The organism is Nakamurella multipartita DSM 44233 (assembly GCF_000024365.1).
In the GTDB taxonomy this organism is placed as follows: Bacteria; Actinomycetota; Actinomycetes; order Mycobacteriales; family Nakamurellaceae; genus Nakamurella; species Nakamurella multipartita.
Genome location: NC_013235.1, coordinates 6,025,174 through 6,039,573, shown reverse-complemented (window position 1 = coordinate 6,039,573; position 14,400 = coordinate 6,025,174). Strand labels below are relative to the sequence as shown.

Genomic DNA, 14,400 nt, shown 5'->3' with positions numbered 1-14,400 from the left:
CTTCGGTCGCTCGCGGGTCGGTGCTCATGCCGTGTCCGCCAGGAGTTCGACCGCCCGCCGGACCAGGCGCCGCTCACCGGCGTAGGCCAGCCGGCTGGACAGGTCCGCCAGCGGCACCCACGCGACCTCGGTCACCTCGATGTCCGCGTCCGAGAGTTCCCCGCCGACCGCCTCCATCAGGTAGTGGTGCACCCGCTTGTGGATCCGCCGGCCCTGGGCGACGAAGGTGTAGTCGACGCTGCCCAGCCGCGCGGTGATCCGCCCGCTGATCCCGGTCTCCTCCTCGACCTCCCGGATGGCGGCCTGCTCGTGGGTCTCGCCGGCCTCCACATGGCCCTTGGGCAGGGACCACCGCAGGCGTCCCCGACGGTCCAGACGCCCGATCAGCGCGGCGGCCGCGGCCCCGTCCTGGGTGCGCACGACCAGGCCGCCCGCGGACGTCTCGTCGGCCGGTCGGCGAGGTCGGGGCGGCCCCGGCACGCGTCGACGGGCTGGAGGCATGCGCCGATGGTAGTGCGACGCACCCCGGCGACCGTGTTGTCAACGACGTCGGCAACACGTCCGCAACACCTGGTCGGGGGCGTCGGCGCGGCCGTCCGGTGGCGCACCGGTCCCCGTTGGGTGGTCGGTCGGCCCCGCGTACGTCGATAGAGTGGCTGGTCGTGTCCAGTTCGTCGCCTGCCGGTCAGCCCGGTGCCGGGTTGCCCCGGCGATCCGCCCGTCTGTCCGAACTGCAGCGAGCGGCGGTGGCCGACCTGCTGCGCATTGCGCCGGTGGCCGACGAGCTCGGGACCGTTTTCGCGGCGGCCGGCCACCAGCTGTTCCTGGTCGGCGGATCGGTCCGGGACGCCCTGCTCGGCCGGCTCGAGGACGACCTGGACTTCACCACCGACGCCCGGCCCGAGCAGGTGCTCCGTCTGGTCAAGGGGTGGGCCGAGAGCATCTGGCAGACCGGCATCGAATTCGGCACCGTCGGCCTGGCCAAGGCCGGGTTCCGGGTGGAGATCACCACCTTCCGCTCCGACCTGTACGACGGCGAGACCCGCAACCCCGAGGTGACCTTCGGCGACACCCTGGAGGGCGACCTGCTGCGGCGCGACTTCGCGGTCAACGCGATGGCCGTGTCGGTGCCCGGGCACACCTTCACCGACCCGTTCCACGGGCTCACCCAGCTGGCCGAGCGGGTGCTGGACACCCCGGGCACCCCCGAGCAGTCGTTCCGGGACGACCCGTTGCGGATGCTGCGGGCGGCTCGTTTCGTCTCCCAGCTGGGATTCCACCCCGCGCCGCGGGTGGTGGCCGCGATGACCGCGATGGCCGGCGAGATCGACCGCATCACCCCCGAACGGGTGGGCGCCGAGCTGGTGAAGCTGATCATGGGCGAGCACCCGCGGGAGGGCCTGCGACTGCTGACCGACACCGGCCTGGCCGATCGGATCCTGCCCGAGCTGCCGGCGTTGCGCCTGGAACGCGACGAGCACCTGCAGCACAAGGACGTCTACGAGCACACCCTGACCGTGCTCGACCAGGCCATCGCCCAGGAGGCCGACGGACCGGATCTGACGCTGCGCCTGGCCGCGCTGATGCACGACATCGGCAAGCCGGCCACTCGCCGGTTTGAGCCGGGGGCCGGGGTCAGCTTCCACCACCATGAGGTCGTCGGGGCCAAGCTGGCCCGCAAACGCCTGCGGGCGCTGCGTATGCCCAAGGCGCTGATCGACGACGTCGCCATGCTCACGTTCCTGCACCTGCGGTTCCACGGCTACGGCACCGGGGCCTGGACCGACTCCGCGGTCCGGCGGTACGTCACCGACGCCGGCGAGCTGCTGCCCCGCCTGCACAAGCTGGTGCGGGCCGACTGCACCACCCGCAACCCGGGCCGGCGGGCCGCGCTGCAACGCTCCTACGACTCGCTGGAGGAGCGGATCGCCCAGATCGCCGCCGCGGAGGACCTCGCCCGCGTCCGGCCGGACCTGGACGGCAACGCGATCATGGAACTGCTCGGCGTGCCGCCAGGGCCGATCGTCGGCAAGGCCTGGGCCTACCTCAAGGAGCTCCGCCTGGAGCGGGGGCCGCTGGACCGCGAGACCGCCGAGGCCGCCCTGATGCAGTGGGCCAGGGACGAGGGCCTGATCGGCTGACCCACCCCTCGCCCGATCTCGCCGGCTCGCGTCACTCGGTCCGGTCGGGCGGGGCGGACTCGGAGTGCGCGAGCACGGTGACCGGCCGCCCGGGCCGCCGGGTCAACCGCAGCATCGCCCAGCCGTAGCCCCACCCGGTGGCCAGGAAGACGGCGGCGACCAGGATGACCGCGCCCAGCCCGTTGCCCTGCGGCGGGACGATCAACACGCCCAGACAGAAGGCCAGCACGTACGACAGGTTGTTGGCGGTGTCGTAGAGCGCGAACACCCGGCCGACGAAGGCGTCGTCGGAGTCGGCCTGGACCACCGAGTCCATGCAGACCTTGCTGGACTGGTACGCGAAGCCCACGGCAAAGGTCGTCACCAGGGTCGACCAGATGGTGAACAGCCCACCGAAGGCCAGCACGATGATCGAGACCGCGGTGAGCAGGATGACCAGCCACCGGGTGCGGCCCAGCCGCCGGACCACCGGGGCGGTGACGACGGCACCGCCGAACACCCCGAGGGCGCCGACGGCGAGCACCTCGGCGATCCCGGTCGGACCCGGCCGCAGCACCCACATGCCCTCGGTGAAGTGCTTCTGGAACAGCAGCAGCACGACCATGGTGCACAGGCCGAAGCAGAAGCGGACGGCCATCACCACCAGGACGGCCAGCCCGACGGTCGGCCGGGCGATCACGTGGTGCAGCCCGCTGGCGAAGCCCTGCAGCACTGCCCGCATGGTCTGCGCGGGCTCGTCGGTCTCGTCCGGACCCAGCTCCATCAACCGGAACCGCGTCGCGATCAACGCGGCGGCCAGGTAGAACAGCAGCACGGTGGCGGTGATGATGGCGATCCGGCCCGAGGACTCACCGAGCAGCCCGCGCAGGGCGATCGCGTACCCGCCGCCGATCGCGGTGGCGATCGCACCCGACGTCGTGGCCAGGGCGTTGGCCCCGACCAGCGAGTCCTTGGCGACGGTGTGCGGCATCGAGGCCGACAGGCCCGAGCCGACGAACCGGCCGACGCCCATGATCAGCAGCGCGGTCACGAACAGCACGATGTTGGGCAGATCGGCGGCGATCTGCAGGGCGACGATCCCGACCAGGGCGCAGCGGATCAGGTTGGCCCAGACGATGACGCGGCGTCGGGACCAGCGGTCCAGCAGCGCCCCGGCGAACGGCCCGACCACCGAGTACGGCAGCAGCAGCACGACGAAACCCAGCGCGATGTCGGCCGGGTTGGTCTGCCGCTCCGGGCTGAACAGGACCAGCACGGCCAGCGCACCCTGGAACGCCCCGTCGCCGAACGCGCAGAGCACCCGGACGTAGACCAGCCGACGCAGCGCCCGCACCCGCAACAGGTGCAGCAACCCCCGCACCGAGGGTCGGCTGGCCGAACCCTGCTCCGAGGCCGGCGGTCCTGCGCTCACGCTGGAACGGTACGCGCGAACCGGCGATCTTTCCCACCTCGCCCGGGTGAGCCACTGGCCGGAAGAGGGCCACGACTCACCCTCGTTCGGTGCGCGCGGATGCAGCCGGGATCGGAGAATGGCGACGATGAGGGAGATCGAGTCGCTGCGGGCCGGGATGCTGCTGGTGGCCACCCCGGGTCTGCGCGATCCGCATTTCCGGCGCACCGTGGTCTACCTGGTCGCGCACAGTGTCGACGGCACCGTCGGGGTCATCCTGAACCGCCCGAGCGAGACCGCGGTGCAGAACGTGCTGCCCGGCTGGGCCTCGCACACCGCCCGACCGCACGCCGTCTTCGCCGGTGGTCCGGTGCAGACGTCGGCGGCGATGTGCCTGGGGGTGTGCCGCATCGGCACCAACCCCCGGGAGGTGCAGGGCGTGGTCGGGGTGACCGGCCCGGTCGTCCTGGTCGATCTGGACGGCGATCCGGCGACGGTGACCCAGTCGCTGCGCGGTATCCGCATCTATGCCGGCCGGGCCGGCTGGGACGCCGAGCAGCTGGTCGACGAGATCATCGAAGGTTCCTGGTACGTCGTGCCGGGCCTGCCCGACGACGTGCTGGCCGGTCCGCGCACGGACCTGTGGTTCAGCGTGCTGCGCCGGCAGCCGTACCCGCAGTCATTGATGGCGTACCACCCGGGCGACCTGACCCGGAACTGAGCGTCAGGCCGGATCGGCGGCGGTGGAGCTGTTGCGGGTCAGCTTGCTGCAGCCGCCCCCGCCGCACCCACACCCCCCGCAGCCGGCGCCGCTGGCGGCGGGCTGGCGGGCCGGGATCGGCACATGCCGGGCGGCCCGGTCGCCGAGCACCCCGGCCGTCACCAGCAGGGCGAACGCGGCGGCCAGGCCGACCACGAAACAGATCAGGGCGGCGGCCGCGGACAACGGCAGGACCAGCAGCAGCACGGCCAGCACGGCGGCGATGACGGCCGCACCCAACGCGACCGGGGCGGCGATCCGGTTGGCCACCCCGAACGACTCGTCGCTGGCCAGGCTGGCCGGGGTGCGCACCCCCATCCGGCCGTCCCGGGTCAGCGACCCGGACCGGGCCCGCAGCCCCATCGAGCCGGCCAACCCGGCCACGACGAGCAGCACGGCGGCCAGAGGCAGGGTCAGCGCGAGAGAGGCAGTCGGCACAGCCGCCATCCTATTGGGCGATCGTTCGTCCGGGCGCCCCGTCCACCGCGCCGGGGCGGCCGGGCCGGCGCAGACCGTGGGCCCACAGATCGCGCAGCAGGGCGATCTCGGCCAGGTGGTGGATCGCCTCCCGATGAATGTGCAGGACCAGCGCCGCCATCGACTCGGACTCGAAGCCGGGTTCCCGACAGTTCACGGCCAGCTCGTCCGCCGACAGGGCATTGACCCCGGCGATCCACCGGTCGTAGCCGTCGTCCAGGGCGGCCAGGGCCCCCTCGGCGGTGGCCGGGTACGCGTAGGACAGGTAGTCCATCGGCGGGCCGCCGAAGTACCGGGCGTTCCGATCGCCGAAGACGCCGACGATCAGGTGGCCCAGCCGCCAGGCGATCGTGGTCACGGGGGCCGGATCCGGCGGATCGGATTCGAACTCGATCCGCATCGGCCCGCTGCCGTAGTGCGGCGCCACCCCGGCGGAACCGGCGACACGCACGTTCCAGCAGCCGGCGACCGGTTCGAAGAAGTACTCCGCGTCGGTCAACCCGTCCAAGCGCGGACGGGCCTGAGCCGTCCAGTGCCAGGTCAGCTGCGCGGCGAGCTGGCCGGTCCAATCGAGGCCGTTCATGGGCGTCCCCCTGTCGTTCGGAGTCCGGTCCTGGGTACCACGCCACCCCGACAGTCGGCCGGTTCGCGAGCCGGCGGACCGGTCGAGGACGGGCCCGATCGGGGTAGACTCCGGCCCATGGCGGTGTCCTTGCTCCTTCGCCGGCCGCGCTGATCGGCCGCCCACCCGGGCGATCCGACCGGACGCGGCGATCCCTCCTGTTCTTCAGGGGGGATTTTTTGTGCGATCAGTGGCCCGATCTGTCATCACCGCCGAGCAGGGACGAACAGGAGTTGACCATGACCAGCCCGACGACCCAGACGGTGACGCCGGCCGCGGTGCCGACCGTGGCGAGCGAGGCCGCGCCACCGTTCCGCTACACCGCCGCGCTGGCGGCCGACATCGAACAGCGGTGGCAGGACCGCTGGGAGGCCGAGGGCACCTTCCAGGCGCCCAACCCGGCCGGACCGCTGGCTCCGGCCGACGGTTCCCCGGTCCCCAAGGACAAGCTGTACCTGCTGGACATGTTCCCCTACCCCTCCGGGGCCGGCCTGCACGTCGGGCACCCGCTGGGGTACATCGGCACCGACGTGATCGGCCGGTTCATGCGGATGACCGGACGCAACGTGCTGCACACCATCGGCTACGACGCCTTCGGCCTGCCGGCTGAGCAGTACGCGGTCCGGACCGGCACCCACCCGCGGACCACCACCGAGGCCAACATCACCCGCTACCGCGCGCAGCTGCGGCGGCTGGGCTTCGCGCACGATCAGCGGCGCAGCGTGGCCACCACCGATCCCGAGTTCTTCCGCTGGACCCAGTGGATCTTCACCCAGCTGTTCGAGGCCTGGTACGACGAGCAGGCCGGGCGGGCCCGGAGTATCGCCGACCTGATCCAGGAGTTCGCCGCCGGCACCCGGGCGACCCCGGACGGCCGGCCCTGGGCGCAGCTGTCGCACGTCGAGCAGCACCAGGTGCTGGCCGGCTACCGCTTGGCCTACATCGACGAGGCCCCGGTGAACTGGTGCCCGGGCCTGGGCACCGTGCTGTCCAATGAAGAGGTCACCGCCGACGGGCGCAGTGCGATCGGCAACTACCCGGTGTTCCGGCGCAGCCTGCGCCAGTGGATGATGCGGATCACCGCTTACGCCGACCGGCTGCTGGACGACCTGGACCGGTTGGACTGGCCGGAGTCGGTCAAGTCGATGCAGCGCAACTGGATCGGCCGCTCCTACGGGGCCACCGTCTCGTTCCCGGTTGCTTCGCGTGAAACGTCACGGGAAGGGTTGCCGGACAACGGATCCGGCTCCGATATGGCCGGCATCGAGGTCTATACGACCCGTCCGGACACCCTGTTCGGAGCCACCTACATGGTGCTGGCGCCCGAGCATCCGCTGGTCGAGTCGATCACCGCGACCCGCTGGCCGCGGGGCACCGACCCGCGCTGGACCGGAGGGGCGGACACCCCGGCTCAGGCGATCGCCGAGTACCGGCTGGCCGCCTCGCGCAAGTCCGACCTGGACCGGCAGGAGAACAAGGACAAGACCGGCGTCTTCACCGGGGCCTACGCGACCAACCCGGCCACCGGGACCGATCTGCCCATCTTCATCGCCGACTACGTGCTGATGGGGTACGGCACCGGCGCGATCATGGCGGTGCCGGCCGAGGACACCCGGGACTTCGACTTCGCCACCGCCTTCGGCCTGCCGATCGTGCGCACCGTGCAGCCGCCGGCCGATCACCCGGAGGATCAGGCCTACACCGGCGACGGCCCGACCATCAACAGCGCGAACGACGAGATCAGCCTGAACGGGCTGGATGTGGTGGCGGCCAAGGCGGCCATCATCGACTGGCTGACCGCCAAGGGGGTCGGCCAGGCCCGCAAGCAGTACAAGCTGCGGGACTGGCTGTTCTCCCGGCAGCGGTACTGGGGCGAGCCGTTCCCGATCGTCTACGACGAGCACGGCGTGGCCATCTCCCTGCCCGACGAGCTGCTGCCGCTGACCCTGCCGGAGGTCTCGGACTACTCGCCGCAGTCGTTCGATCCCCAGGACGCCACGTCCCAGCCGGTTCCGCCGCTGGCCCGGGCGACCGAGTGGGCCACCGTCGAGCTGGATCTGGGTGACGGGCCCAAGACCTACACCCGCGAGCTGAACGTGATGCCGCAGTGGGCCGGGTCCTGCTGGTACGAGCTGCGCTACCTGGATCCCACCAACGACAAGACCTTCTGCGATCCCGAGGTCGAGCGGTACTGGATGGGCAAGAATCCCGACCGGCCGAACGACCCGGGCGGGGTCGACCTGTACGTCGGCGGCGTCGAGCACGCGGTGCTGCACCTGCTGTACTCCCGGTTCTGGCACAAGGTGCTGTTCGACCTGGGCCACGTCTCCAGCGAGGAGCCGTACCGCAAGCTGTTCAACCAGGGCTACATCCAGGCGTACGCGTACACCGACGAGCGCGGCCTGTACGTGCCGGCCGACGAGGTCACCGAGGTGGCGCCGGAGAAGTTCGAGTACCAGGGGCGGCCGGTCACCCGTGAGTACGGGAAGATGGGCAAATCCCTGAACAATGTCGTCACGCCGGACGAGATGTGCGAACGCTTCGGCGCCGACACGTTCCGGATGTACGAGATGGGCATGGGTCCGATGGACATGTCCCGGCCCTGGCAGACCCGGGACGTCGTCGGTTCCCAGCGCTACCTGCAGCGGCTGTGGCGGTTGGTGGTCGACGAATCCACTGGGGACACCGTCGTCGCCGACGCCGAACCGGATCTGCAGACCCAGCGGCTGCTGCATCGCACCATCGACGGGGTGCGCGCCGACTACGCGGCGATGGGCTACAACACGGCGATCGCCAAGCTGATCGTGCTGACCAACCACCTGACCAAGTCCGGGGCGCCGGTGCCGCGGACGGTGGCCGAGGCGCTGGTGCTGATGACGGCGCCGCTGGCCCCGCACATCGCCGAGGAGATGTGGGCGCGGCTGGGTCACTCCCGGTCGCTGGCTCACGGGCCGTTCCCGGAGGCCGACCCGGCCCTGCTGGTGGCCGAGCAGGTCGAGTACCCGATCCAGGTCAAGGGCAAGGTCCGGGGTCGGATCACCATCGACGCCACGGCCGCCGTGTCCGCGATCGAGGCGGCCGCGCTGGCCGAGCCGCGGATCGTCGAACTGCTGGCCGGGGCGACGCCCCGCAAGGTGGTCGTCGTCCCCGGCAAGATGGTCTCGATCGTGCCGTAGCCCCGGCTCGCCGGGAGGCGGCGGCGTCAGTAGGCGCCGGCGTCGATGTCCTCGACCAGGGTCGGGCCGGTCGGCAGCCAGCCCAGCAGCTGCTGGGTCGCGCTGCTGCGCGCGGTCATGTCCCGGCTGAAGAACATGCCGAGCCAGCCGAAATGGTCGGTCAGGTCGGCCGGGTCGATCGAGGTCACCGGCAGGCCGGCGGCCCGGCCGATCGCCTCGGCGATGACCCGGGTGGGCACGCCCTGCTCGCCGACGGCATGCACCCGCGCGCCCGCGGGGGCCTTGGCCAGGGACAGCGCGACGGCGCGGGCGGCGTCCGAGCGGTGCACCGCGGCCCACCGGTTGGTGCCGTCGCCGGGGTAGCCGGCCACGCCCTTGGCCCGCGCGATGTCCGCGAGGTGGGCGATGAAGCCGTGGTCGCCGACCCCGTGCACGGTCGGGGGGAAGCGCACCGGGACGGCGTGCACGCCGCGGTCGACGAACTCCAACGCCAGGTTCTCGCTGCCCCCACGCGGCGAATCGGCGCCGTGGAACGGTGACGGGTCGTCCTCGGTGGCCGGGCGCCCGGTGACCGCCGTGAGCAGGCCCGAGGCCAGCAGGAACGGCTTGCCGGTGCCCACGAGTGCGTCGCCGATGGCCTGCACGGCGGACCGTTCGGCCGCGTTCGAGGCCGCCGGGTTCGACCAGTCGTGCTTGTTGGCCAGATGGATCACCGCGTCCGCGGCGGTGGCCGCCGCCCGCAGGCCGTCCGGGTCGTCCAGGTGCCCGCGGCGCACGTGCACTCCCTGGGTGGTCAACGCGGCCGCGGCGGCATCGGACCGGGCGAGGCCGGTGACCTCGTGTCCGGCCCCGACCAGTTCCTCCACGGTGGCGCGGCCGATCCAACCGGAGGCACCGGTGACGAAGACGTGCATGACGCAACTCCCTGCTCTCGGGCCATGACCCTGATGTCAGTGACTGCCATCAGTGTAGACCCGTGATGGCAGCGACTGACATTGAACTAGGCTGGCCCGATGGTGCGGTGGGAACCGGGAACCCGGGAGCGGCTGTATGCGGCCGCGCTCGAGCTGTTCGCGACCCGCGGCTACGAGCAGACCACCGCCGCCGAGATCGCCCAGTCGATCGGCCTGAGCGAGCGGACGTTCTTCCGGCACTTCGCCGACAAGCGCGAGGTGCTCTTCGCCGGGCAGGGAGAGTTCCTGGGCGTCTTCCTGGCCGGCGTCGCCGATGCCCCGGCGTCGGCCGGTCCCTTGGAACTGGTGACGGCGAGCCTGCGGGCCGCGGCGACCATGTTTCCCGACCAGCGGCGGTCCGACGTGCGACTGCGGCAGTCGGTCGTCGCGGCCAATGCCGCCCTGGGTGAACGGGAGCAGCACAAGATGGCCGTCGTGGCCGCCGCCCTGTCCGGGGCGCTGCGCGAGCGGGGCGTCGACGAACCGGCGGCGACCCTGGCGGCCCGATCCGCGATCACCGTGTTCTCGGTCGCGGTCGCCCAGTGGGTCCGCCCGGACGAGCAACGATCGATGGGCGAGCTGCTCGAGCGGACGACTGCCGAGCTCGTCGCGCTGATGACCGGGGCCACGACCGCCGTGTCCACCACCGAGACGATGACGGCCAGATGAAGACGGCCAGACGATGACGAGGGTGCCCTGATGCACGAGTTCCTGATCGGCTGCTACACCTTCGGCGCCGGCGGCCGCGGCCGGCGGATCGAAGTGGTCGCGCACGATCCGCAGACCGGCCGGTGGGAGCTGCTCACGGACCGGGACCTGGCCGAACCGGTGGCCGGTGCGTCCGCGACCGAACAGCCCGAGTCGCCGTCGTACCTGGCCTGGCATCCGGACGGTTGGCACGTGTACGCGGCCGGTGAGGTCTCCGACGGGCAGGTCTGGGCGCTCGCCGTCGCCCCCGGTGGGCACGGGTTGTCGGTGCTTGGTTCGGCCTCCACCGGCGGCGCGCACCCGTGCCACCTGGCCGTCGACCCGTCCGGCCGGGTGCTGCTGACCGCCAACTACACCTCGGGCAGCATCGCGGTTCATCGGCTGACGCCGGACGGCCGGATCGGCAAGTTGAGTCAGCTCGTCGAGCACGAGGGTTGCGGCCCGCACCCGGACCGGCAGCAGGGCCCGCACGCGCACATGGTCCACGTGCTGGATCAGACCCTGGTGCTCGCCGTCGATCTCGGTGCGGATCTGATCGTCGCCTACCGGCTCGACCCGGCGGCCGCCACCCTGACCCCGCTGATGACGTCGCCGCTGCCGGCCGGGTTCGGACCCCGCCATCTGGTCGCTCTGGACCACGACCGGGTCGCCGTCGCCGGGGAGCTGACCGGTGAGCTGGCGCTGCTGCGGCTGGACCGGCAGACCGGGCAGCTCGAGCTGCTGGACCTGCAGAGCGGCTCCGACGTGGCCGAGGAACCGGCCGCCCCCAGCGGCGTCGGGCGCACCGCCGACGGGCAGTTCGTGCTGATGGCCAACCGGGGCCCGAACACCGTCGCGGCCTTCCGGGTGGACGGCCAGAGCATTCAGCTGGTCGACGAGATCGGCTGCGGCGGCGACCATCCCCGGGACCTGACGGTGGTCGGCGACCTGGTGTACGTGGCCAACCAGGAGAGCGACTCGCTGACCGTGCTGCGGATCGATCCCGAGACCGGCGCCCTGAGCGCCACCACGAGTACGTTCAACACCCCCAGCCCCACCCAGCTGCTGGCCGTGCCCGGCCCGCACGACGGGAGATGAGCCGATGGCCGAGTACCGGATCGTCCGGCTGCAGGTGCAACGCGGCCCGGTGAAGGTCGGCTGGGCGCCCCTGCGCAGCTACGAGCCGGCGGCGATCCTGCCGGTGGACCGCATCCTGGCCGGTCCGCGGGGGGTGCGGGGGATCACCGCGGACGGCGCGGAGATCCTGGACGTGCACCATCAGGACCATCCCGAATCCCGGGACCGCAAGGGTCGGGCGGGGGTGCTGTTCATGGGCACCGGCGACTACGTCGCGCTGCGGGCGCGCTACGGCCCGCACGTGGTGGACGGCATCGCCGGGGAGACGGTGCTGCTGGATGCGCCCGACGGGTTGGCCGGCCGGGGCCTGCCGCCGGTGGTCACGGTGACGACCGCCGACGGGCCGCTGGAACTGCACGACGTACGCGCCGCCGATCCCTGCGTGGAGTTCAGCCGGTTCTGCCTGGGCCAGGAGCCCGCCTCGACCGTGAACGCCGACGTCCGGCAGGCGCTGGTCGACCTGGATCACGGTGCCCGGGGGTACCGGTCGGTGGCCGCCACCGAGGGCGTCGTCCGCATCGGCGACCTGGTCACCCTCTGATGGCCGACACACCGGTGCGGGACCGGGCCGCCTTCCTGCAGGCCTACGACGAGGCGATGCGGCGGTGGGCGCCCGGCACCGAGACGCTGGATCTGGATTCGGACTTCGGCCGCACCCGGGTCTACCTGAGCGGGCCGCCATCGGCGCCGCCGGTCCTGCTGCTGGCCGCCTACGGGGCGACCTCGGCCGAGTGGAGCCCCCTGGCCCTGGATCTGGCCGTCGACCACCGGCTGCACGCGGTCGACATCCCCGGCGACCCCGGCCGCAGCGTCCCTGGGGACGCCGCCCTGGCCACCCCGGCCGACCTGCGCCGTTGGCTCGTCGGCGTGCTCGACGGGCTCGGCCTGGCCCGGGTCCACCCGATCGGCCACTCGTACGGGGCATGGATCGCTCTGAACTTCGCCCTGGGAGAGCCCGGCCGGGTCTCCGGGCTGACCCTGCTCGACCCGACCATGTGCTTCACCCCGATGCTCAAGGGCTACATCTTCCGGGCCACCCCGACCCTGATGCGGCCCAGCGGGGCCCGGCGGACCGCGATGATCCAGTGGGAGACCCGCGGTGTGCCACTCAATCAACAGTGGCTCGAGGTGACCGCCTTGGGCACCGACGCGTTCGGGCTCACCTCGACGGTCCCGACCAGGATCCCCGCCGCCTCCGCCTTCGACGCGTTGACGGCGCCGACCGCAGTGGTGCTGGCCGGTCGCAGCCGGGTCCTGCACGCTCGCACGACGGCCCGGCGGGCCGGCACCCGATCGGCCCTGATCACCGTGCACACCCTGGCCGACGCCTCCCACTACGGCCTGCCGATGACCCACCCGCACGCGATCGCCGACATCGTCCGGGCCACCGGGACGGGTGCGGCGCCGGCCTGACCGTTCGGCGGTCGGCCGTTTGCCTCCTGCCGCGGCCGGGAACAGAGCGGCGGTCCGACGCGTCGGCGCTGGGCCACCCGAGCAGTCCTGACGAAGGTGACGGTGACGTCATGACCCAGGAACGTTCCGCCGAGAACTCCGCGGCGCCCGCGGACCCCTCCGGCCAGCCCGAGCTCAAACGGGTGATGGGGCCCAAGCTGCTGCTGCTGTTCATCGTCGGCGACATCCTGGGCACCGGGGTCTATGCGCTGACCGGGGATGTCGCGGCCGAGGTCGGCGGCGCCGCGTGGGTGCCGTTCCTGGTCGCGTTCGCGGTCGCCACCATCACCGCGTTCAGCTACCTGGAGCTGGTCACCAAGTACCCGAAGGCGGCCGGGGCGGCGCTGTATACGCACAAGGCGTTCGGCATCCACTTCTTCACGTTCCTGGTCGCGTTCGTCGTGATGTCCTCCGGCATCACCTCGGCGTCCACGGCGTCACGGGCGTTCGCCGCGAACCTGGCCCAGGGCTTCGGCTTCGAGGCCGGCCCGTGGACGATCGTGCTGATCGCGCTGGGATTTATGACGCTGGTGGCGGTGGTCAACTTCCGCGGGGTCGGCGAGAGCGTCAAGGCCAACGTGGTGCTGACGCTGATCGAGCTGTCCGGCCTGCTGCTGGTGATCATGGTCGGGTTCTGGGCGTTCTTCGGCGCGGACTTCGACCTGAGCCGGGTGGTCGCCTTCGACACCGCGGACGACAAGAACATCTTCCTGGCCGTCACCGCGGCCACCTCATTGGCGTTCTTCGCCATGGTCGGCTTCGAGGACTCGGTGAACATGGCCGAGGAGACCAAGGACCCGGTGCGCATCTTCCCCAAGGTGATGCTGACCGGGCTGACCATCACCGGTGTCATCTACGTGCTGGTCTCGATCGTCTCGGTCGCCCTGGTGCCGGTCGGGGTGCTGGCCGACAGCGACACCCCGCTGGTCGAGGTGGTCAAGGTCGGCGCCCCCGGACTGCCGATCGACACCCTGTTGCCGTTCATCTCGATGTTCGCCGTGGCCAACTCCGCGCTGATCAACATGCTGATGGCCAGCCGGCTGATCTACGGCATGGCCCGCCAACGGGTGCTGCCGCCGGTGCTGGGCAAGGTCCACCCGACCCGCTGCACCCCCTGGACGGCGATCGTCTTCACCACCCTGCTCGCGTTCGGTCTCATCGTGTTTGTCTCCATGGGCAACGCCGACGCGGTCGCGGTGCTCGGCGGGACCACCGCGTTGCTGCTGCTCGGCGTGTTCAGCGTGGTCAACGTGGCCGTGCTGGTGCTCCGGCGGGATGTGCCCGACCGCAAGTACTTCCGGGCCCCGACGGCCCTGCCGATCATCGGGATGATCACCTGCCTGTACCTGGTCACCCCGTTCACCGGCCGCTCGTCCACCCAGTACGTCGTCGCCGGTTGGCTACTGGTGATCGGGGTCGTGCTGTTCTTCGTCACCGTGTTGATCAACAAGAAGCTGGGTGTCTCCCCGAGCCGCTGGCGGGATCTGAAGGACCTGACCGAAGAACCCGGCCCCCGCAACTGACCCCGGGTCCTCCCTCCCGCGCGGATCAACTTCCCCGGCGCGGCTGAACTCGCACCGAATGGGCTCTCCTGCCGTGTCTGTG

The 14,400-nt window shown here is 71.6% G+C and carries 13 protein-coding genes; 8 read left to right on the top strand and 5 right to left on the bottom strand.

Annotation, left to right across the window (positions count from 1 at the left end; translation table 11 throughout):
- Window positions 1-24: 24 nt before the first annotated feature.
- Window positions 25-501, bottom strand: coding sequence for an NUDIX hydrolase (locus tag NAMU_RS26770; protein WP_052308099.1), 477 nt, complete (start codon window positions 499-501; stop codon window positions 25-27).
- A gap of 221 nt (window positions 502-722) precedes the next feature.
- Here NAMU_RS26770 and NAMU_RS26765 point away from each other — a divergent pair, with 221 nt between their 5' ends.
- Window positions 723-2,141: a CCA tRNA nucleotidyltransferase gene (locus NAMU_RS26765; protein WP_052308260.1), complete on the top strand. Its 1,419-nt coding sequence runs from the start codon at window positions 723-725 to the stop codon at window positions 2,139-2,141.
- A gap of 31 nt (window positions 2,142-2,172) precedes the next feature.
- Here NAMU_RS26765 and NAMU_RS30200 read toward each other — a convergent pair whose 3' ends face one another.
- A complete protein-coding gene (locus tag NAMU_RS30200) occupies window positions 2,173-3,552 on the bottom strand; it encodes an MFS transporter (RefSeq protein ID WP_169312561.1) in 1,380 nt (459 codons plus the stop codon).
- Between the two features lie 118 nt (window positions 3,553-3,670).
- Here NAMU_RS30200 and NAMU_RS26755 point away from each other — a divergent pair, with 118 nt between their 5' ends.
- Window positions 3,671-4,252, top strand: coding sequence for a YqgE/AlgH family protein (locus tag NAMU_RS26755; RefSeq protein WP_052308098.1), 582 nt, complete (start codon window positions 3,671-3,673; stop codon window positions 4,250-4,252).
- Window positions 4,253-4,255: 3 nt separating this feature from the next.
- On the opposite strand, the gene NAMU_RS26750 is transcribed toward NAMU_RS26755, so the two are convergent.
- On the bottom strand, window positions 4,256-4,729 hold the full coding sequence (locus NAMU_RS26750; protein ID WP_015750457.1) for an SdpI family protein: 474 nt from the start codon (window positions 4,727-4,729) through the stop codon (window positions 4,256-4,258).
- A gap of 10 nt (window positions 4,730-4,739) precedes the next feature.
- Window positions 4,740-5,351, bottom strand: coding sequence for a DinB family protein (locus NAMU_RS26745; protein ID WP_015750456.1), 612 nt, complete (start codon window positions 5,349-5,351; stop codon window positions 4,740-4,742).
- Window positions 5,352-5,629: 278 nt separating this feature from the next.
- Between NAMU_RS26745 and leuS the strand changes: the two genes are divergently transcribed.
- Window positions 5,630-8,566 (top strand): leucine--tRNA ligase, encoded by a 2,937-nt coding sequence (gene leuS / locus NAMU_RS26740; protein WP_015750455.1) that lies wholly within the window; start codon window positions 5,630-5,632, stop codon window positions 8,564-8,566.
- A gap of 26 nt (window positions 8,567-8,592) precedes the next feature.
- Here the strand turns inward: leuS and NAMU_RS26735 are convergent, their stop codons facing one another.
- Window positions 8,593-9,480, bottom strand: a complete 888-nt coding sequence (locus tag NAMU_RS26735; protein ID WP_015750454.1) for an SDR family oxidoreductase — start codon at window positions 9,478-9,480, stop codon at window positions 8,593-8,595.
- 99 nt (window positions 9,481-9,579) lie between these two features.
- Between NAMU_RS26735 and NAMU_RS26730 the strand changes: the two genes are divergently transcribed.
- The 5 genes from NAMU_RS26730 (at window position 9,580) to NAMU_RS26710 (ending at window position 14,318) form a co-directional block, all read left to right on the top strand.
- Entirely contained in the window at window positions 9,580-10,188 is a 609-nt protein-coding gene (locus NAMU_RS26730; RefSeq protein ID WP_015750453.1) for a TetR/AcrR family transcriptional regulator, read from the top strand.
- Between the two features lie 30 nt (window positions 10,189-10,218).
- Window positions 10,219-11,304: a lactonase family protein gene (locus tag NAMU_RS26725; protein WP_015750452.1), complete on the top strand. Its 1,086-nt coding sequence runs from the start codon at window positions 10,219-10,221 to the stop codon at window positions 11,302-11,304.
- A gap of 4 nt (window positions 11,305-11,308) precedes the next feature.
- Window positions 11,309-11,884 (top strand): hypothetical protein, encoded by a 576-nt coding sequence (locus NAMU_RS26720; protein ID WP_015750451.1) that lies wholly within the window; start codon window positions 11,309-11,311, stop codon window positions 11,882-11,884.
- Window positions 11,884-12,756 carry an alpha/beta fold hydrolase gene (locus NAMU_RS26715; RefSeq protein ID WP_015750450.1) on the top strand — a complete coding sequence of 291 codons (873 nt, stop codon included), beginning with the start codon at window positions 11,884-11,886 and terminating at the stop codon, window positions 12,754-12,756. Before NAMU_RS26720 ends, NAMU_RS26715 begins: the two co-directional genes overlap by 1 nt.
- A 110-nt stretch (window positions 12,757-12,866) precedes the next feature.
- On the top strand, window positions 12,867-14,318 hold the full coding sequence (locus NAMU_RS26710) for an APC family permease (protein WP_015750449.1): 1,452 nt from the start codon (window positions 12,867-12,869) through the stop codon (window positions 14,316-14,318).
- The last annotated feature ends 82 nt before the right edge of the window (window positions 14,319-14,400 follow it).